The following is an 18,695-nucleotide window of genomic DNA, read 5'->3' as shown; positions in this document are numbered from 1 at the left end:
AAACCATGAAACTTTTAAAATATTATACAAAATCACCGGAAGTTCTCACCCTTTGTGAGCTTCTTCATAAACTAGGATATACTATTAAGATCTCTGATTCTTTTACTTTGGAGGTAGATGCCGCCGTAAAGGATTTCCAAAAGAAAAATTTTTTGGTAGTGGATGGAATTGTTGGCGTAAAAACGTGGACAGTACTTCTTCAAAAAACCACCACCCCTGTTAACTCCATAGACAAATTTTTAAAGGAAAGCGATCTTATCAGCTTTGCCAGTCAATACGGGCTTGAATTAGCCGCCGTAAAAGCTGTCAACGAAATTGAAAGCAGCGGAAAAGGATTCCTGATCAACAATAAGCCTAAGATTTTATTTGAAGGGCACATTTTCTGGAACGAACTGAAGAAAAGAGGAATTGACCCAAGCTCCTATTACAATGCCAATAATAAAGATGTTCTGTATCCTAAATGGACTAAAATTTATTATCAGGGAGGCGTAAAAGAGTATGACAGGCTCAATGAAGCCATTTCATTGGGAAATGACCCGAAATTTAAAGACGCAGCATTGTGTTCCGCTTCATGGGGATCATTCCAGATCATGGGATTTCATGCTAAAAACCTGGATTATGCAGATGTGAATGATTTTGTTTCCAAGATGGAGATCAATGAAGGGGAACATTTGAAAGCATTCGGAAAATTCCTTGAAAAGAACGGGCTTTTAATTCATTTAAGAAATAAAAACTGGGCAAATTTTGCAAAAGGTTATAACGGTGGCGGCTATAAGCTCAATAAGTATGATGAAAAGCTTGCAAAAGCATACGCTAAATATTCCAAAAACTAAAAATACTTATAACCATGGCACTTTCAAAACAATATGAATGGCTTGTCAAAGAGAACGGGCCTATCATGATCAAACAGGCGTTAAACCTTTATGGCACTACGGAAATACCCGGCGCAGCCAATAATGCTACCATTTTATCCTGGGCACAGGAGGTGGGACAAGACCCGATGTACAATGGTGTTAAAAAGTTCTATAATGCCGACTCTATTCCCTGGTGCGGGCTTTTTATGGCGGTAGTGGCTAAAAGGAGTTCTAAGCAGATCGTTAAAGATCCACTTTGGGCATTGAACTGGGGAAATTTCGGGAAACATACTCCCACTCCCATGTTAGGTGATGTCTTGGTGTTTATCCGAAATGGCGGCGGACACGTAGGTTTGTATGTAGGTGAAGACGCTTCCTGCTTCCATGTACTGGGAGGAAACCAAAGTGATAAAGTATGCATTACCCGAATTGAAAAAAAACGGCTTTATACTGCCAGAAGGCCCAACTATATCAACCAACCCGTTAATGTAAGAAAAATTTCACTTTCTTCTTCAGGCACCGTTTCAAGCAACGAGGCCTAATAAAAAATCCTGCTTTCGCAGGATTTTCTTTTTATCTTAGAATAATTCTTTTCTGATGATGTTCTGGCTTCTTTCAGGACCTACAGAAACAAGGTAAACGTTGATTCCTAAATACTGCTCGATAAACTCGATGTATTTCTGAGCATTGTCCGGTAGCTCATCATAGCTTCTCGCCTTCGTGATGTCTTCAGTCCAGCCCGGAAGTTCTTCGTAAAGCGCTTCGTAGTCATATAATTTTGTAGTGGAAGAAGTGAAGTAATCGATGATTTTTCCGTCTTCCGTTTTATATTTCGTAGCGATCTTCAAGGTATCGATTCCTGTAAGAACGTCTAATTTGGTAATTACTAAATTATTGATCCCGTTGATCATACAAGCGTGCTTCAAAGAAACTAAATCCAACCAGCCTGTTCTTCTTGGTCTTCCGGTTGTAGCCCCGAATTCACCACCAATCTGTCTGATCTTCTCACCCAATTCATTATCCAATTCAGATGGGAAAGGCCCGTTTCCTACTCTTGTACAATATGCTTTCGCAACACCTATGAGGTTTTGAAGGGAGGTAGGCGGAACTCCCGCTCCTGTACAAACTCCTCCAGTTGACGGAGAAGATGAAGTTACATACGGATAGGTTCCGAAGTCAATGTCCAGCATCAAAGCCTGAGCGCCTTCGAATAAAACATTTTTACCGTCTCTGATCGCTTCATTCAATTCCAGTTCCGTATCAACGATTCTGTCCTGAAGCTGTTTTCCGATTTCTACATATTCGTTGTAGATTTCTTCAACGTCTAATGTCGGTTTTCCGTAATATTTTTCAAAAAGAGAGTTTTTAACTTTTAAGTTTTTCTCAATTTTTTCTCTTAAAATTTCAGGATTTAAAAGGTCTACCATTCTGATCCCCACTCTTGCAATCTTGTCTTCATAGCAAGGTCCGATTCCTTTTTTGGTAGTTCCGATCTGTGTTCCCCCATGCTCTTCCTCACGGTAGGTATCCAATAAAATGTGGTAAGGCATGATCACATGCGCTCTTCTGCTGATAAAAATGTGGTCAGTTCGTAAGCCTTTGCTCTCAATCTGTCCAACTTCTTTAATGAAAGATTTAGGATTGACCACTACTCCGTTCGCAATGATACATTTCCCTTTGCACTGTAGAACTCCTGAAGGAAGAAGGTGCAGAACAAATTTTTCATCGCCTACATAAACGGTGTGACCTGCGTTGTCTCCCCCCTGGAAGCGTACAACGTAATCCGATTTGGCCGATAAAACATCCGTGATTTTCCCTTTACCTTCATCTCCGTACTGAAGACCTACAACTACGTAAGTTGACATATTTTACTTTTATTTTAGATTCATGCAAAATTACTTTTAAAAAATTGGGTGAGCAAATTTGAGGGGAATTTTATTTTTTGGGTGGGTGGAAATGGTTACGGTTTCCCACAATGATAACTTGACAATTTATCTGTTTAGAATCTGTTTTTTTGTTTCTCTAAACTTCACAATAAAAATAAGTATCTTTGATTTCAACAAACTAGAAACCATGAATAAGCCATTAAAAATTTTTCTTTTTCTTTTACTTCCATTGTTTTCCCTGCATGCTCAAAATAAGATAACCGACTATCTGAATGTTCCGGGACCGATTATAATTGGCTCTAAAGTGTATAATTTGACATGGAGTTCACATCCCAACGAAAATTATTTTAAACAGGAATATCTAAGTTCAAATGAAAATATTGAAAAATATAACACATTAGTATTAGTTGAGTTTGTAAGAGGGAACTTTGATATTAAAGATGTTATTAATCAAAAAGTGACTGAACTTGAAGAAATGAAAAAGGCCAATCCTTTAGTCAATTATCAGATATATGAAAATAATGGAGAATACATCCTGGATTTCCTCGTTAGCGAGAACTCTAAAGACGGCAAAGAAGTAACAGTCGCCGAAAGAAATATTTACCGGTATAAACTGGTCACAGAAAACAATAAAGGTATTTTACTTTTCGCTGTAAGTGAAAGAGGTTATAAAGAAAATATGAATGCCTTTTTTACTAATTTTAAAAATAATTCCACTCAATGGATAGAAGCAGTGGGAACCTATCCATTACCCAACATTAAAATAAAATAATCATTTCTTCTATAGGAATCCAAATAAGGTTTTCACAATTCAACCGTTTGGATTCCTACGAAAAAAGCAAAAAGCAGATAATTCTGTTTTTAATTTTAAATCAGCAAAATTTCGTCTTTCACTCCAATCTCCTCCAGAAACACCTCATCATGCGAGATCACCACCAAAGTCCCATGATAATCTTTAATAGAATTCGTAAGTATTTCCACATTTTGAAGGTCTAAATTATTCGTCGGTTCATCGAGAATCATCATATCGGGAGCTTTATTGCTGATGGAAAGCCCGCATAGAAGTAGCCGCAAGCGTTCTCCGCCGCTCAGAACATTACATTTTTTGTCCCACGTTTCCTTTCCGAATAAAAATCTTGACAAAAAGGTTTTTATTTCGAATTCCTGCATGGCATTGTCGTTGAACTGTTGGACAAATTCATATACGGTAGAATTTCTATCAATTAAAGAATATTCCTGGTCAACATAAATCGTTTGAAAATCCGCTCTGGTAATTTTCCCTGCAGAGGGCTCCCAATCTCCCAATAACAATTTAATCAATGTTGTTTTCCCGGAACCGTTGGAACCTTTGATACAAATCCTGTCTCCACTTCGGATTTCAAGACTGAGATTTTCTTTCCAAAGATTTTCTTCCTCATATTTAAAATTAATTTCCTCCGCAGAAATCAGAATTTTCCCCGAATGTAAATTCGAGTCATTGAAATTCACTTTCATCTGATCCGCATTCCTCACAGACGAGCGCAAATCCCGTAAGTCACCGGAAATATCATTGATTTTCTCGGCATGAACGCTTTTTAATCTGGAAGTATTTTTCTCCGCATTATTCCGGAGTGTATTCATCATAATTCTCGCCACTCCGGATTTTTCCTGCTTTCCTTTTCCTCTTGCGTCAAGTTTTTGTTTTCGTTCCATTGTTTCACGTTCTTTTTCTTTGGCCTTTTTCAACGCCCGTTCTTTGGAATGAATATCGTTTTGCAGGGCTTCATTTTCGATTTCTTTCTGTTCAGCATAAAAATCATAGTTCCCGCCATAGGTAGAAATTCCCTGATTGCTTAATTCAAAAATAGTATCAACCAGATTCAGTAAAGTTCGGTCATGACTGACAATGATAACCGTTGAGCTTGTTTTTTCAATAAAATCATACAACAGGTTTCTTCCCTCCAAGTCCAGATGATTGGTAGGTTCATCAAGCAAAATAATTTCCGGTTGGTTGATCTGAATTCCGGCAAGAAAGACCTTGGTTTTTCGACCGCCACTTAAGCTTTCCAGTTTTTGATGTACACTAACATTTTCAAGTTTCCAGTATTGTAAAGCATTCTGACAACGTTCTTCAATATCCCAGTCGTCATTCAATGTTTCAAAATAGATTTCATCCACTTCGCCATTAGTGATTTTTTGAAGCGCTTCTAACTTTTTCTCAATTTTCAAACATTCTGCAACGGTCAAATAATTACAGTTCCCGAACATTTGCGGAACGTACAACAGATCACCTTGAATATTGATATTTCCTTCCAGAGGTTCAATTTCGCCGGCAATCAATTTCAGTAAGGTAGATTTTCCCATGCCGTTACTTCCGACCAAAGCCGATTTGGTATGAGATGGTATCGTTAAATTTATAGAATTAAAAAGCAGATTTCCCGCAGGAAACCCAAAGGATATATGATGTAGAAAAAGCATGATTTCTTTCTTAATTAAGGTTAAACGTCAATAGCACGAATGGTTATTATTCAATTAAATCTGAAAGAAACTGTATCCTACATGTCTTATATTTTGGGGTTTGAAAGGACAAAGATAGTGATTCTTTTAAATTTGCTTTTTATGTTTCAGTTTTTGCCATTCTGAGGAAGGAAGAATCTCTTATCCTCTATCCCATAATCTGTCAGATAGATTCTTCGCTCCACTTTGTTTCATTCAGAATGACATTTCAACTTAAATCCTTTTCGGAACTTGAAATAAAACAGGAAAATATTTTCATCAAAAATCCGTAACTTTGCCACCTACTAATTTTATTTATGGAAAGCATTCAAGTTCACGACAAAACTTTTGTTCCTTATCTGAAGGACGCCGAAATTCAGGAGATTGTAAAAGCGACAGCTTTAAAAATTTATGAGGATTACAAGGACGAAGTTCCTGTTTTCATTGGTGTTTTGAATGGCGTAATCATGTTTTTTTCTGATCTTTTGAAATATTACCCGGGAAATTGCGAGATTGCTTTCATCCAGATGAGTTCTTATGCAGGAACAGAATCTACGGGGATTGTTTACCAGAAAATGGAGCTTACCAAAGATGTGAAAGACCGTCATATTATCCTTGTGGAAGATATTGTAGATACAGGAAATACGGTGGAAAGCCTTTTTAAATATTTCAAGGAAACACAACGTCCGAAGTCCGTAAAACTGGCTTCTTTCTTATTGAAACCTGAAGTGTATAAGAAAGATTTCAAGCTTGATTATATTGGAAAAGAAATTCCAAATAAGTTTGTTCTTGGTTATGGATTGGATTATGATGAATTAGGAAGAAATTTACCCAATTTATATCAATTGGAAGAAGGACAAATCAATCATTAACGCTGTTGGCTATGAGCTGATAGCTTTTAGCCTAAAAAGTAGAATAAAGAAATACATTCAATAATAACTTAAAAATAGCTAAAAGCAAAAAAGCAAACCGCCAATTGCCAGAAGCCCTTCAACATTATGATAAACATTGTTCTGTTCGGCCCTCCAGGAAGTGGAAAAGGAACACAAGCACAAAATCTGATCGAAAAATTCAACCTAAAGCAGGTTTCTACCGGTGATCTTTTCAGATACAACATGAAAAACGATACTGAACTGGGAAAACTGGCTAAATCCTACATCGATAAAGGAGAATTGGTTCCGGACCAGGTAACAACAGATATGCTGATCGACGAGATCAGAAAACCTACTGATACGAACGGATTTATTTTTGACGGGTATCCAAGAACTGTAGCCCAGACTGAAGCATTGGAGACAATCGTTAAAGAAGAACTGAATGATGAGATTGATATCTGTCTTTCTCTGATCGTAGAAGATAAGATCCTCGTTGAAAGATTATTAAAAAGAGGGGAAACCAGCGGAAGATCCGACGACAGCAATGTAGAGATCATTGAAAACAGGATTAAAGAATATTATACAAAAACAGCAGAAGTTGCCGAGCTGTACAAGCAGCAAGGTAAATATGTAGAAGTAAACGGTGTTGGAGAAATTGATGAAATTGCTCAAAAATTGTTTGCTGAAGTAGAAAAAATAAAATAGTTAAAAGTTGTGGGTGATGAGTTATAAATTTTTACAATTCATACTCATAATTCATAACTCATCACTCCTAATTATAAGAAATGTCAAATTTTGTAGATTACGTAAAGATTCATTGTAAAAGCGGACATGGTGGTGCAGGCTCTGCGCATCTCCGCCGTGAAAAATATATTCCAAAAGGTGGTCCTGATGGTGGAGACGGTGGACGAGGTGGACATATCATTATGAAAGGGAATGCTCACGAATGGACTTTACTTCCTCTCCGTTATACCCGTCACGTAAAAGCGGAACGTGGTGAGAACGGTGGTAAAAATCAGTTGACAGGAGCTTTCGGAGCTGATGTTTATATTGAAGTGCCTATTGGTACGATTGCTAAAAATGAGGACGGCGAAATTATCGGTGAGATTTTAGAAGACGGACAGGAGATTATCCTGATGCATGGAGGAAAAGGTGGTTTAGGAAATGAGCATTTCAAATCTTCAACCAATCAGACTCCAAGGTATGCACAACCGGGACTTCCGGGTGAAGAAGGATATATCACTTTTGAGCTTAAAATTTTAGCAGATGTAGGATTGGTAGGATTCCCGAATGCCGGAAAATCTACTCTTCTGGCTTCCGTATCTGCCGCAAAGCCTAAAATTGCGAACTATGCCTTTACGACATTAACTCCTAACTTAGGAATTGTAGATTACAGAAATTATAAGTCTTTTGTAATGGCCGATATTCCGGGAATTATTGAAGGAGCTGCAGAAGGAAAAGGACTTGGACACCGATTTTTAAGACATATTGAAAGGAATGCCATCCTTCTCTTCTTAATTCCTGCAGATTCCGAAAGCCACTTTCAGGAATTCAAAATTCTTGAAAATGAATTGAAAGAATACAACCCTGAACTGCTTGATAAAGACTTTCTTATTTCCATTTCAAAATCCGATCTTCTGGATGATGAGCTGAAGAAGGAAATAGCTGCAGAATTTCCGGAAAACAGACAGCCTCTGTTTTTTTCAGGGGTAACCGGAGAAGGACTCACAGAATTGAAAGATGCTATCTGGAAGAAATTACACGGATAGAGCAAATAAAAAAGGATAAACAGTTTTGTTTATCCTTTTATTTTATAAAGCAGGTTTTATTATTTCCTGCAAATGATTATTCTTTCTTTATCCGACAGCCCATAAAAATGATCAGCAGCAAAAGTCCTGACTTCAGTTGTTAAACCGGCCTCCTTTAATCTGTTTTCCAATCCTGACACGGAATAAATCCTCACATGATTATCCTGTCCGAAATATTTCAGCCTGTCTTCGGGAGTTGTAATGCTATAATCTTCATAAATTTCCCCATCTTTGAAAGGTGTCTGTACCAGTAAAGTACCTCCCGGCTTTAATACCCTGTGCAGCTCTTTCATGGCTTCCGTATCCTCGATAACATGTTCCAGAATATGATAGCATGTAATAAGATCAAATTTATCATTTTCAGCATCTATATTTCTGATATCAAAGTGATAATCTGCCAGAAAATCATCTTCATAATCCGAAGAAAAATACCGGATATTCTTTTTAGCCTTTAATTTTTTATACAGGACTCTGAAAGGAGAGAAATCAAGAAAAGAGATATTCGGTTGTAAAAATTCTGTTTCCAAAAGCTTATACAGCCTTCGTGCCCTTGGCAGGCTACCACATACCGGACATATCTTTTCCCCGTTTGGCAATTCTGCAAACCCCTTCAGTTGTGTTCCACAAACATTACACTCATTACTATTTCCTTTATAGAAAGGCGCTAATAATTTTCTGAAATTTTCTTCATTATTGATAAGTATTTTTTCAGGAATTAAATTTTTAGCCACTGATTTTAAAAAGTTATACATGAGGAAATGTTTTTAAAAGACTGTAAAACTGTTTACAAATCCGTTTAAAAAACGGTTTATATTAAGGTTTTATGACACTTCGATAGTGTTACATGCAAATATAAAACAAATTTACCTTACTTTGCCTCAAGAGCTTCAATACGCTTTTGCTGTTCAATCATATACAACGTGAGTTCTTCAATCTTTTTCAGCAACAGAATATTCATTTCTTTTAATTCAATGCCGTTCCTCATGGCTTCTTCTGTTGTAGGAACTTCAGGTAAATGACCGTTCTGAGCAATGTATTTTTCCAGATCATTTAGTGGTAAGAGCTTATAGTCTTTCTCAAAAACGTAATCTGCCCAGCCATTGGCAGAAGAAACATCTACTTTTACTTTTTCTGTTTTGATGCCGTCTTTTACAAAAAGCTTGTATTTATTTCCATCGGATGCTACTCCATCTGCCGGTAATTGATTTGTAAATGTTCCTATTCCTATAGTTCCATTGTTTCCTACGATCCAGTTTCCGATATTAAGTTCATTATTAGGTGAGGTGGTATTATAAGGAGTAATATTGCTTCCAATAAAAATATTATTATTTCCGGATGTAATATATCTGGCATTTGAAAAACCTAAACTTACATTATTCGATCCGGTAGCTAATGCTCTATATGAATCTGCTCCAATAGCTACATTGTTGTTTCCTGAATTTAAATATCTTAAAACGTTAAGCCCTAATCCTACATTGTTATTACCGATTAAGTTACCTAAGGCCATTGAACCTGTTCCTACAGATGTATTCCCGTCACCTGACTTAAAATTTTCCAGCGCATTCATTCCTACCGCAGTATTGTATGTACCACTTTGTGTATTTCTCATACTATTCAAACCCAGAGCAACATTAAAATCTCCCCCCGTCATAAGAGACATCGCATTATTTCCCAAGGCCGTATTTCCACCTCCCACAGTATTTTGGGTAAATGCTCCTATTCCAAAGACAACATTTCCTGTTGCTGTAGGATTATCTATTCCTCCACCGAAAAACAGATTCTTATCCCAAACCTGTCCTGGTGTAGCCACATTAAAAAAAATAAATCTTCCATTAGGTGTTATCTTTACTTTCTCTGTATTGTTGGTTTTAAAAACTAAAGATTGATTATCCGTAGTTCCTATAAAATCCGTACTTGGATTTGTTCCCGTATTCCCCGAAAGATTCCATGATTGTGCATTGGCGCCAAGAGCCGAAACCGCTCCCAGCAAAATAATAATTTTTCTCATAAGGTATTATTTGGTTTTTCGTAAATATAAACCCTATAAAATAGAAGTATTTATATAATTCATAGCAATTATTATATGATCCCTACCTATTCATACTAACAAAACTTTAGTCTCTGCTTTGGAACAGTTCTTGACAGATTCTATCAAATTTGAATTATGAAATACGTATTAAGCCTTTTCGCATTTGTCCTCTTACTTTCATGCAATACTCAAAAAGCACAATCAAAATACTCCGTCATTGAATATGAAGCAGGTGCATGTTTTGGCTTTTGCCCTATCTTCAAAATGACAATCAATTCGGACAGGACTGCCGTGCTGGAAGCAGAACATTTTAACTTTACAAAAAACCCTTCCAAGGCCGAGTTTTCCAAAGAACGGGAAGGAACTTTTAAAACCACCATTAAAGAAACAGATTATAACAAGCTGATTTCATTATTGGACACTCTAAATATTAAAAGCCTGAACGATAAATATGGAAATAACAATATTACCGATCTACCTACCTCTTACCTCAGAATTAATTTTGCAGACGGAAGTTCTAAAAATGTAGAGGATTACGGGAAAAACGGCAGTGAAAAATTGGCACAGCTTTATCAGTTCTTTGAAGATCTGAAACATAATCAACAATGGAACAAGGTAAAATAATCCTTTAAAATATTTAAACTACCTTTGCAGAATCAAATTCCTTCGAATTGAAGGAATTTTTATTTTAATTAAAAAAACAATTCATTTGAATTTTACAGACTTACATTTAATAGAGCCTATTGCAAAAGCAATTCAGGACCAAGGATATATCAATCCCACCCCTATTCAGGAAAAATCCATTCCAGAAATTTTAAAGGGTAAAGACTTTTTGGGATGCGCACAAACGGGAACCGGAAAAACGGCAGCGTTTGCCATTCCTATTTTACAGAACTTAACCAATAATAAAACGCCTAACCGCCATATCAAGGCCCTTATTCTTACTCCTACAAGAGAATTGGCTATACAGATTGAAGAAAACATCAATGCCTACGGGAAATATCTGCCTTTAAAACAGCTTGTTGTTTTCGGAGGTGTAAAGCAAGGCAATCAGGAAGCGGCCTTAAGAAAAGGAGTCGATATATTGGTGGCAACGCCGGGAAGACTGCTTGATTTTATTTCGCAGGGAATTATCAGCTTAAAAAATATTGAAATTTTCGTTCTTGACGAAGCGGACAGAATGCTGGACATGGGTTTTGTGCATGACGTAAAGAGAATCATCAAACTTTTACCCCAGAAAAGACAAACGCTTTTCTTTTCAGCTACAATGCCGGCAGAAATTCAGAAATTAGCCGATTCCATTTTACACCAGCCTGTAAAAGTTGAAGTCACCCCCGTTTCTTCTACGGCAGAAACGATCAAACAATCTGTATATTTTGTAGAAAGGGAGGATAAGCTGAATCTTCTTACCCATATTCTTCAAAACGATATTTCAGAATCGGTTTTGGTATTTGCAAGAACCAAAAGCGGAGCAGACAGAATTACCAAAAAGCTTGTAAAAAGTAATATTTCGGCACAGGCTATTCATGGTGACAAATCTCAGAATGCCCGCCAGAATGCACTCAATAATTTTAAAAACGGAACAACAAGAGTACTGATCGCCACCGATATCGCAGCAAGAGGAATTGATATTGACGAACTGAAATTCGTTATTAATTTTGAGCTGTCTGATGTTTCCGAAACCTATGTTCACAGGATCGGAAGAACCGGGAGAGCCGGTGCTGAAGGAACTTCAATTTCTTTTGTTGATAGTTTAGATTTGTTGAACTTAAAAAATACCGAAAAACTGATCGGAATGAAGATTCCTGTCATCAAAGATCATCCTTTCCATACGGATAATCTGGTAGCTCAAAAAAGAGATTCCAACAATAAGCCTGTTCCTGCACAAGCGGAAAGACCTAAACCCTCTCCTGCTTCAAAATCCAGGAACAATAAAAAGAACCCTGAGGTATCAGCGGGGTATAAAAAACCTAAGAATAAAAATTTCACAAGAAAAAAATAGAAAAAGCTTTCCGGACCGGAAAGCTTTTTAAGTTTTGCAGCTTTATTTTTCATTGAACGGATCAAAGCCTGCTCCTTTATATAACAAACATTTTTTTTGCATTTTCAGTAGTGATTCTGTCGATCTCAGCAAAATCCATATGATAGATATTCACGAGCTTACCCACTACCAGATCCAGATAAGCACTTTCATTACGTTTTCCTCTATGCGGAACCGGTGCCAGATAAGGTGAATCCGTTTCCAGAACAATTTTATCCAGCGGAATTTCATGCAAAAACTGGTCTATTTTACCATTTTTGAAAGTAACGACTCCCCCGATCCCCAAAATAAAATTCAGATCGATGGCATGTTTTGCCTGCTCAAGGTTCCCTGAAAAGCAATGAAAGATCCCGCGAAGTTTTGCATGTTTTTTTCTTTCCAGCACTTCAAATACTTCATCAAAGCTTTCCCGGGTATGAATAACGATAGGTAGATCTTTTTCAATAGCCCAGTCAATTTGCTGTTCAAAAGCTTTCACCTGGATGTCTAATGTCGTTTTATCCCAATACAGATCAATCCCAATCTCACCTATTGCAGGAAAATCTCTCTGATCAAGATAATTTTTTACAATTTCCAGTTCTTTCTCCCAAGATTCCGGCTTTACATAGCAAGGATGCAATCCCATCATGGAAAAAATTTGTCCGGGGTACTCTGTTTCCAGTTGAAGCATTTTTTCATGAGACTCGGAATCTATCGCCGGAAGATAAAATTCCGTGATTCCTTTGTCCAGAGCTCTTTGAATAGCTTCTTTTCGGTCTTCATCAAATTCTTCTGCGTATAAATGTGTATGTGTATCAATCATTTTGAATTATGAATTATAAGATATGAATTATGAGTTGCGAGTATTGTTTATGAACTAATAACTCATGACTAATAACTCAAAACTATCTAAATATTTTATGCTTTACTTTCTTCCTCTGAACTTCAATTCTGTGATTCAGTTTTTCTTTGAATTCAATATATTTCGGATCTTTTGGATCTTCAGTCTTATGTTCCAGAGCTTTATTGATCTTGAAATTTTCCTTAATGAAATCCTGGGTATCTTCAGAAAAATAAGCTTTCCCAAATTTTTCAAAAATATAATTGATCGCCTGGGAATTCGGATGAATCATATCTTCTTTATAAAAACGGTAATCGCGGAGATCATCCATTACCATTTCATAAATAGGCAAATAATGGCAATTTTCTAATCCTGAAATCACTTCATGAATGGCAGTGATCAATTTAGATTTGCTTAACTGATTTTCAACCATTCCGTCTTTGGTATGACGAACCGGGGAAACGGTGAACAGAATCTGTACATCATCTCTGCAAATATCTTTCAGATTTAAAATGGTATTATAGATAGAATCCGTAATTTCCTGCTGCGTTAAAAGTCTCTTCTCAAAATATTTCTGCGGAATTTTATGACAATTGGCCACCAGTTTTTTCTTAGGAATAAATTCATAGATAAATGAAGTCCCATAAGTAATGATCACCCAATTGGTTTCCTGAAGAAATTGATTGCCTTCAACTATTTTGGCATTGATCTTTTCTAAGGTCTGATGAATGTATCGTGTGTCAAAACCTGTATGATGGTCCAGTGAAATGTATTCATCATTAAACGTGATTAAATCCTCTTCCGTATAAAATTCCGAATCATGGAGCCTTTGTATCGAGTTATTGATCGAAAACGGGTTAAAAATGGTTCCAAATGGATTATTAACGGTCTGAAGCTGTCCTTGTTTGAACAAATCTGACATTTCTGAAGCAAAACAAGAACCGATTGAAAATATTTTATCTTCAATTTCTATTTTGTACTCCGATTCATGAATGTCAACTTCTGTTCTGAATTTCATTGTATAGGGATTAGGTTGCAGTTATAAGGTTGCAGCTAACTATTACCTACGACCTAAAACCTGCTCCCTAAATTTAACTTTCTCTTCTCAATAAATAATTCGCCAATTCTATGAACGGCTTTTTCTTTTCCTCAGGGATATCAATTTTTTGAAGATAGCTCTGTCCGATTTCATTATGTTTTTCAATTAAACGTAAAGCTTTTTCATCTACTTTAGTCCTTCTGAAAATCTTCTCAACTCCGTATACTTTATCTATGTTATCGGTTTTTTTAGAATACCAGTAATCCAGTTCTTTTCTTTCCTCTTCAGTTCCGTGCTCTCTTGCCAGCAAATAAAGAACTGTTTTTTTATTTTCGTAAATATCTCCTGCATGCTTTTTCCCGAACTGTGCCTGATCTCCGAATACATCCAGGTAATCATCCATGATCTGGAATGCGATTCCAATATGTTTTCCGAAATTAAAGATTGCTTTAGCATCCTTAAAATTCGCTCTTGCGATCAAAGCTCCGATTTCAAAAGAAGATGCGCTTAAAACCCCCGTTTTGTAGGTAATCATTCTGATATAATCATCATAGGTCACATTTTCCTGGGTTTCAAAATTGATATCATACTGTTGACCTTCACATAATAAAAGTCCGGTATGGGTAAAAATCCTGATACACGCCTTGAAAATCTCAGGCTCAAGGTCTTCAAAGAATTTATACGCTTTCAGCATCAATCCGTCTCCGGAAAGAATCCCTACATTTAAACCATGCAGTGTATGAATGGTAGGTTTGTTTCTTCTTAACGGGGCTTCATCCATGATATCATCGTGGATCAAAGTAAAATTATGGAAAAACTCGATAGCCAGAGCAGGTTTTACTGCCTGTTGAAGATCACCACCAAATAAATCACAGGCCATCAGAACCATGATCGGACGAAGGCGTTTTCCTCCGTGAGAAATGATGTAGTTCATAGGTTCGTATAATTCAGTAGGCTTGTCTTTGAAGGTGTATTTGGTAATGGCGTCTGCAACCATTTGCTGGTATCTGTCTAAAAATTCCATAAAATGCTATAATTTCAACAAAAATACAATTTTTCAGGGCTTTATAAAACAAAAAACTTTGCCTGTGGGGCAAAGTTTTATATTGGGATTCAATTGTTAATTTAAGATAACCAGGTTACCAAAAGATAAGTAATTCCTGCAACGATCGCAGAGATAGGAATCGTTAATACCCAAGCCCAAAGTAAGCTTACTGTAATACCCCATCTTACGGCAGAAATTCTTTTCGTTAAACCTACCCCGATAATAGATCCTGTAATCGTATGTGTTGTAGATACAGGAATCCCGAAATGGTCTGTGATAAATAATGTAATAGCACCTGCTGTCTCAGCACTCACCCCTTCCAAAGAAGTTACTTTGGTAATTTTAGTACCCATCGTTTTGATGATCTTCCATCCGCCGCTCATTGTTCCTAAACCAATCGCCAGGAAGGAAACCAAAGGTACCCAAAGGTAATGTTCGGCAAAATAATCGAAACGGGCCGCAGATTCAAGATTTACATAAACAGGATCATTCAATACCTGTACGTGATAGTAGATCAATGCTGCTCCAATGATACCCATTACTTTCTGGGCGTCGTTCAAACCGTGCCCTAAACTGAATAAAGCGGAAGAAACAAGCTGTAATCTCTTGAATGATTTATCGGCTTTATGAGGATTCGATTTTTTATATAGGTGAACAATAATCAATGTAATAATGATCGAGATGATCATCCCTATGATCGGAGCCATGAAAATGAACAAAAAGATGGGAATCACTTTGTTAAATTTCACAACATCCTGGGTCGTTAATTGATGAAACGCCAGCTTAACAGTATCTATAAAGCCAAGATCAGGCTGACTTGCTAAGACATCATGATAATCCATCATAAAGGCATGTGTTAAAGCTGCTCCTAAAAATCCACCGATCAAGGTGTGCGATGATGATGAAGGAATTCCAAACCACCATGTTAAAAGGTTCCAGGAAATCGCTGCTATAAGGCCTGAAAATATAACTTCCAGATTGATAAAATTTTCATTTACCGTTTTGGCAATCGTGTTACCAATTTTAAATTCTCCAATGACGTACGCCGCTAAAAAGAAAGCCGCGAAGTTCCATAATGCTGCCCAAAGTACAGCCTGGAATGGAGTTAATACTTTTGTAGAAACTATAGTTGCAATTGAGTTGGCTGCATCATGAAATCCGTTGATATAATCAAAGATCAGCGCCAAAGCAATAATAACTATCAGTAAAACCGGAAATTCCATGTGTTATTATTGTTTAGGCGTATTTAATCATGATGTTCTCAATCGTGTTGGCAACATCTTCTGCTTTGTCTGTTACAATTTCAAGGTAGTTCAATACAGATGAAACTTTGATGATGTTGATCGCATCATTGGTTTCAAATAATTCTACCATGGAGTTGGAAAGCAAATCGTCTGCAATATTTTCAATAGAATTTACTTTGATACAAGCTTCTTTCACCTGCTCCATATTTTTAAACCCTTTAAGGTTTTTCATTGCGTTCTGGATTTCAAGGCAAGCTTTATGAATTAATAATGAGAAGTCTGCATATGCTCTCATTAAAGGTGATTTATATAGGAAAATGTATTTTGTGGAGGCGTAAATGTAATCTGCAATATCATCCAATCCTGTAGCTAGTGTATGAATGTCTTCACGGTCGAACGGTGTGATGAAGTTTTTCCCTAATTCCACGAAAATCTCGTGAGTAAGTTCATCATTTTTGTGTTCGTAGTCGCTCATTTTTTTCAACATAGAGTCATCGTTAAGATCAAAGTCTTTTACTCCATTATTGAATTCTTCAGACATTGCAACTAGATTTTCAGTTACTTTTTCAAAAAGTACAAAGAAGATTTTATCTTTTGGTTGAAAAGCGTGGAAAATATTACCAATTCCCATTGTAAAGTTTTTATAATTTGTTTGCAAATTTCCTAAAAAAGCACGGTACCTGAAACAATCTTATGTTAAGTTTTATTAACATTGGCTTAACATCTGAATATCAAATAAAAAAACCGGCTTAAAAGCCGGTTTTATATAGTTTAGGAAAGGATTAATTCGCTTCTTCAGCTCTCATATCTTTTCCTCTGAACTTCATGGATTGAATATTACTCAAAAGGTCTCCTTTAAATGATTTTTCAACTTCAAAGAAAGAGAATTTCTCTAAAATTTCAATATCTCCGATTTCCGCTCTTTTTTTACTTTTTCCGGCAGTCGCTTTATTGATAATATCTAAAACATCCAGTTTCTTCAACTGATCTTTTTTACCCAAGTTAAAGAAAAATCTCACCATATTTTCGTTCTTTCTTCTAGGTTTTCCTCCACGGTCTCTTCCTCTGTCTCCTCCTCTGTCATGATCGCGGTCTCTTCCTCTATCCCTGTCACGGCTTCTGTCTCTTCTTGAGAAGTCATCATCTCTGCTGCTGAACTTCTGCTCAACAAGATCATGCTTATCTTTATAGTACAATGCAAGATCCTTCAATTGGAATTGTAATAGCTGATGAACAAGCTCTTCTTTTGTAAAATTGCTTAAATCCGGAATCAGCTTATCATCAAATTCGAACAGATCTTCGTGTTCAGTAAACAGTTTTTCAAAAACACCTTCCACCTGAGCTTTAATGATTTCGTTTCCTGTCGGGATTACCTTCTCATTGATATCAATTTTTGTGGAAAATTTGATCTGCTTTAATTTTCTGCTTTCTTCAGGCTTGATTAATGCCATTGATATTCCGTCTTTTCCTGCTCTACCTGTTCTTCCGCTTCTGTGAACGAATACTTCAGGATCATCTGGTAAAGAATAGTGAATAACGTGAGTAAGAGAGTTTACGTCTAGCCCTCTTGCCGCAACATCAGTGGCTACCAAAATATCAATATTTTTCAATCTGAATTTCTTCATCACCGTATCTCTCTGCGCCTGAGAAAGATCTCCATGCAGCGCATCCGCCGCATATCCGTTCTGCATTAAGAAATCTGCCACTTCCTGGGTTTCCATTCTCGTTCTGCAGAAAATAATGGAATATTGGTTAGGATTGGCGTCGATGAGTCTCTTAAGAGCTTCTTTTTTCTGACGGTATCCTACTACATAATATTCGTGGGTAATGTTCTTCTTAACTTCATTAATAGAACCTACAGAAATACGATGCGGCTTTGTAAGATAGTTTTTAGAAATCCTCTCCACTTCTTTATTCATCGTAGCCGAGAATAAGAATGTTTGTTTTGTTTCAGGAGTTTCGCTTAGAATGGTTTCCAATTCGTCTTTGAAACCCATGGAAAGCATTTCATCGGCTTCGTCTAATACTAACCAGTGAATGGCTGAAAAATCAAGGGCTTTTCTGTTGATCAAATCAATTACTCTTCCCGGAGTACCTACAATAATCTGAGGCTTATCCTTCAGAGATCTCATTTGTTCTGTAATGCTGCTTCCACCATAAACCGCAGTAGTTTTGATGTTTTGCATGTATTTAGAATAGTTTTTTATGTCTTTAGCAATCTGAAGACATAATTCTCGTGTCGGACAAAGCACCAAAAGTTGGATTTTGCGACTCGTATCGTCAATCATATCCAAAATCGGAAGCGAAAATGCTGCTGTTTTGCCTGTCCCTGTCTGCGCAAGTGCGATTAGATCGCGAATATCTGAAAGAATAAAAGGGATAGTCTGTTTTTGGATTTCTGTCGGGCTTTCGTAGCCCATTTCACCAATCGCCTTAAGAATATCAGGACTTAAATTGGTTTCCGTAAATAAATTCATTAAATATTATAAAATTTCTGCAAATATACAATTAATATTTGAATTTTATCTCAGCTAATATTACGAGATCAACAATTTTATTTTGAAAAACCTGGTTCATTTTAA

Annotated in this window: 18 protein-coding genes; 8 read left to right on the top strand and 10 right to left on the bottom strand. The window is 36.7% G+C overall.

Annotation, left to right across the window (positions count from 1 at the left end):
- Positions 1-5: 5 nt before the first annotated feature.
- Together BCF58_RS07885 and BCF58_RS07880 are read left to right on the top strand one after the other, a co-directional pair.
- Positions 6-833 carry an N-acetylmuramidase domain-containing protein gene (locus tag BCF58_RS07885; protein WP_121461266.1) on the top strand — a complete coding sequence of 276 codons (828 nt, stop codon included), beginning with the start codon at positions 6-8 and terminating at the stop codon, positions 831-833.
- A gap of 14 nt (positions 834-847) precedes the next feature.
- Entirely contained in the window at positions 848-1,396 is a 549-nt protein-coding gene (locus tag BCF58_RS07880) for a TIGR02594 family protein (protein ID WP_121461265.1), read from the top strand.
- 36 nt (positions 1,397-1,432) lie between these two features.
- Here the strand turns inward: BCF58_RS07880 and BCF58_RS07875 are convergent, their stop codons facing one another.
- Positions 1,433-2,719 (bottom strand): adenylosuccinate synthase, encoded by a 1,287-nt coding sequence (locus BCF58_RS07875; RefSeq protein ID WP_121461264.1) that lies wholly within the window; start codon positions 2,717-2,719, stop codon positions 1,433-1,435.
- 208 nt (positions 2,720-2,927) lie between these two features.
- On the opposite strand from BCF58_RS07875, the gene BCF58_RS07870 reads away from it, so the two are divergent.
- Entirely contained in the window at positions 2,928-3,512 is a 585-nt protein-coding gene (locus BCF58_RS07870; protein WP_147462045.1) for a hypothetical protein, read from the top strand.
- A gap of 95 nt (positions 3,513-3,607) precedes the next feature.
- On the opposite strand, the gene abc-f is transcribed toward BCF58_RS07870, so the two are convergent.
- Entirely contained in the window at positions 3,608-5,197 is a 1,590-nt protein-coding gene (abc-f, locus tag BCF58_RS07865; RefSeq protein WP_121461262.1) for a ribosomal protection-like ABC-F family protein, read from the bottom strand.
- Positions 5,198-5,532: 335 nt separating this feature from the next.
- Between abc-f and BCF58_RS07860 the strand changes: the two genes are divergently transcribed.
- The 3 genes from BCF58_RS07860 (at position 5,533) to obgE (ending at position 7,856) form a co-directional block, all read left to right on the top strand.
- The gene (locus tag BCF58_RS07860) at positions 5,533-6,087 is read left to right on the top strand and encodes a phosphoribosyltransferase (protein ID WP_121461261.1); all 555 of its coding nucleotides are present in this window, start codon (positions 5,533-5,535) and stop codon (positions 6,085-6,087) included.
- Positions 6,088-6,213: 126 nt separating this feature from the next.
- On the top strand, positions 6,214-6,792 hold the full coding sequence (locus BCF58_RS07855) for an adenylate kinase (RefSeq protein ID WP_121461260.1): 579 nt from the start codon (positions 6,214-6,216) through the stop codon (positions 6,790-6,792).
- An 80-nt stretch (positions 6,793-6,872) separates the two neighbouring features.
- The gene (gene obgE, locus BCF58_RS07850) at positions 6,873-7,856 is read left to right on the top strand and encodes a GTPase ObgE (RefSeq protein ID WP_121461259.1); all 984 of its coding nucleotides are present in this window, start codon (positions 6,873-6,875) and stop codon (positions 7,854-7,856) included.
- Between the two features lie 59 nt (positions 7,857-7,915).
- On the opposite strand, the gene BCF58_RS07845 is transcribed toward obgE, so the two are convergent.
- Together BCF58_RS07845 and BCF58_RS07840 are read right to left on the bottom strand one after the other, a co-directional pair.
- Entirely contained in the window at positions 7,916-8,647 is a 732-nt protein-coding gene (locus BCF58_RS07845) for a methyltransferase domain-containing protein (protein ID WP_121461258.1), read from the bottom strand.
- Between the two features lie 116 nt (positions 8,648-8,763).
- Entirely contained in the window at positions 8,764-9,903 is a 1,140-nt protein-coding gene (locus tag BCF58_RS07840) for a hypothetical protein (protein WP_121461257.1), read from the bottom strand.
- Between the two features lie 156 nt (positions 9,904-10,059).
- Between BCF58_RS07840 and BCF58_RS07835 the strand changes: the two genes are divergently transcribed.
- Both BCF58_RS07835 and BCF58_RS07830 read left to right on the top strand, forming a co-directional pair.
- Positions 10,060-10,548, top strand: coding sequence for a DUF6438 domain-containing protein (locus BCF58_RS07835; RefSeq protein WP_121461256.1), 489 nt, complete (start codon positions 10,060-10,062; stop codon positions 10,546-10,548).
- Positions 10,549-10,633: 85 nt separating this feature from the next.
- On the top strand, positions 10,634-11,926 hold the full coding sequence (locus BCF58_RS07830) for a DEAD/DEAH box helicase (protein WP_121461255.1): 1,293 nt from the start codon (positions 10,634-10,636) through the stop codon (positions 11,924-11,926).
- A gap of 76 nt (positions 11,927-12,002) precedes the next feature.
- Here BCF58_RS07830 and BCF58_RS07825 read toward each other — a convergent pair whose 3' ends face one another.
- The 6 genes from BCF58_RS07825 to BCF58_RS07800 all read right to left on the bottom strand — a co-directional run bounded on the left by BCF58_RS07825 (position 12,003) and on the right by BCF58_RS07800 (position 18,590).
- Positions 12,003-12,767 (bottom strand): TatD family hydrolase, encoded by a 765-nt coding sequence (locus tag BCF58_RS07825; RefSeq protein WP_121461254.1) that lies wholly within the window; start codon positions 12,765-12,767, stop codon positions 12,003-12,005.
- 82 nt (positions 12,768-12,849) lie between these two features.
- Positions 12,850-13,803, bottom strand: a complete 954-nt coding sequence (locus BCF58_RS07820; RefSeq protein ID WP_121461253.1) for a GSCFA domain-containing protein — start codon at positions 13,801-13,803, stop codon at positions 12,850-12,852.
- A gap of 73 nt (positions 13,804-13,876) precedes the next feature.
- The gene (locus BCF58_RS07815) at positions 13,877-14,848 is read right to left on the bottom strand and encodes a polyprenyl synthetase family protein (RefSeq protein WP_121461252.1); all 972 of its coding nucleotides are present in this window, start codon (positions 14,846-14,848) and stop codon (positions 13,877-13,879) included.
- A gap of 101 nt (positions 14,849-14,949) precedes the next feature.
- Complete coding sequence (locus BCF58_RS07810; RefSeq protein WP_121461251.1) at positions 14,950-16,092, bottom strand: inorganic phosphate transporter; 1,143 nt, start codon at positions 16,090-16,092, stop codon at positions 14,950-14,952.
- Between the two features lie 13 nt (positions 16,093-16,105).
- Positions 16,106-16,744 carry a DUF47 domain-containing protein gene (locus BCF58_RS07805; protein ID WP_121461250.1) on the bottom strand — a complete coding sequence of 213 codons (639 nt, stop codon included), beginning with the start codon at positions 16,742-16,744 and terminating at the stop codon, positions 16,106-16,108.
- A gap of 151 nt (positions 16,745-16,895) precedes the next feature.
- The gene (locus BCF58_RS07800; RefSeq protein ID WP_121461249.1) at positions 16,896-18,590 is read right to left on the bottom strand and encodes a DEAD/DEAH box helicase; all 1,695 of its coding nucleotides are present in this window, start codon (positions 18,588-18,590) and stop codon (positions 16,896-16,898) included.
- Positions 18,591-18,695 lie beyond the last annotated feature (105 nt).

This window comes from Chryseobacterium defluvii (assembly GCF_003634775.1).
GTDB classification, from domain to species: domain Bacteria; phylum Bacteroidota; class Bacteroidia; order Flavobacteriales; family Weeksellaceae; genus Chryseobacterium; species Chryseobacterium defluvii.
Note: the sequence above shows the minus strand (reverse complement) of the source record. Positions and strands in the feature narration are given on the sequence as shown.

Excerpts from the sequence above, each read along its gene's own strand:
- BCF58_RS07835 (WP_121461256.1), top strand. The coding sequence starts at position 10,060 with ATGAAATACGTATTAAGCCTTTTCGCATTTGTCCTCTTACTTTCATGC.
- BCF58_RS07845 (WP_121461258.1), bottom strand. The coding sequence starts at position 8,647 with ATGTATAACTTTTTAAAATCAGTGGCTAAAAATTTAATTCCTGAAAAA.
- abc-f (WP_121461262.1), bottom strand. The coding sequence starts at position 5,197 with ATGCTTTTTCTACATCATATATCCTTTGGGTTTCCTGCGGGAAATCTG.
- BCF58_RS07875 (WP_121461264.1), bottom strand. The coding sequence starts at position 2,719 with ATGTCAACTTACGTAGTTGTAGGTCTTCAGTACGGAGATGAAGGTAAA.
- BCF58_RS07825 (WP_121461254.1), bottom strand. The coding sequence starts at position 12,767 with ATGATTGATACACATACACATTTATACGCAGAAGAATTTGATGAAGAC.
- BCF58_RS07870 (WP_147462045.1), top strand. The coding sequence starts at position 2,928 with ATGAATAAGCCATTAAAAATTTTTCTTTTTCTTTTACTTCCATTGTTT.
- BCF58_RS07855 (WP_121461260.1), top strand. The coding sequence starts at position 6,214 with ATGATAAACATTGTTCTGTTCGGCCCTCCAGGAAGTGGAAAAGGAACA.
- obgE (WP_121461259.1), top strand. The coding sequence starts at position 6,873 with ATGTCAAATTTTGTAGATTACGTAAAGATTCATTGTAAAAGCGGACAT.
- BCF58_RS07840 (WP_121461257.1), bottom strand. The coding sequence starts at position 9,903 with ATGAGAAAAATTATTATTTTGCTGGGAGCGGTTTCGGCTCTTGGCGCC.
- BCF58_RS07810 (WP_121461251.1), bottom strand. The coding sequence starts at position 16,092 with ATGGAATTTCCGGTTTTACTGATAGTTATTATTGCTTTGGCGCTGATC.
- BCF58_RS07815 (WP_121461252.1), bottom strand. The coding sequence starts at position 14,848 with ATGGAATTTTTAGACAGATACCAGCAAATGGTTGCAGACGCCATTACC.
- BCF58_RS07880 (WP_121461265.1), top strand. The coding sequence starts at position 848 with ATGGCACTTTCAAAACAATATGAATGGCTTGTCAAAGAGAACGGGCCT.
- BCF58_RS07860 (WP_121461261.1), top strand. The coding sequence starts at position 5,533 with ATGGAAAGCATTCAAGTTCACGACAAAACTTTTGTTCCTTATCTGAAG.
- BCF58_RS07820 (WP_121461253.1), bottom strand. The coding sequence starts at position 13,803 with ATGAAATTCAGAACAGAAGTTGACATTCATGAATCGGAGTACAAAATA.
- BCF58_RS07800 (WP_121461249.1), bottom strand. The coding sequence starts at position 18,590 with ATGAATTTATTTACGGAAACCAATTTAAGTCCTGATATTCTTAAGGCG.
- BCF58_RS07885 (WP_121461266.1), top strand. The coding sequence starts at position 6 with ATGAAACTTTTAAAATATTATACAAAATCACCGGAAGTTCTCACCCTT.
- BCF58_RS07805 (WP_121461250.1), bottom strand. The coding sequence starts at position 16,744 with ATGGGAATTGGTAATATTTTCCACGCTTTTCAACCAAAAGATAAAATC.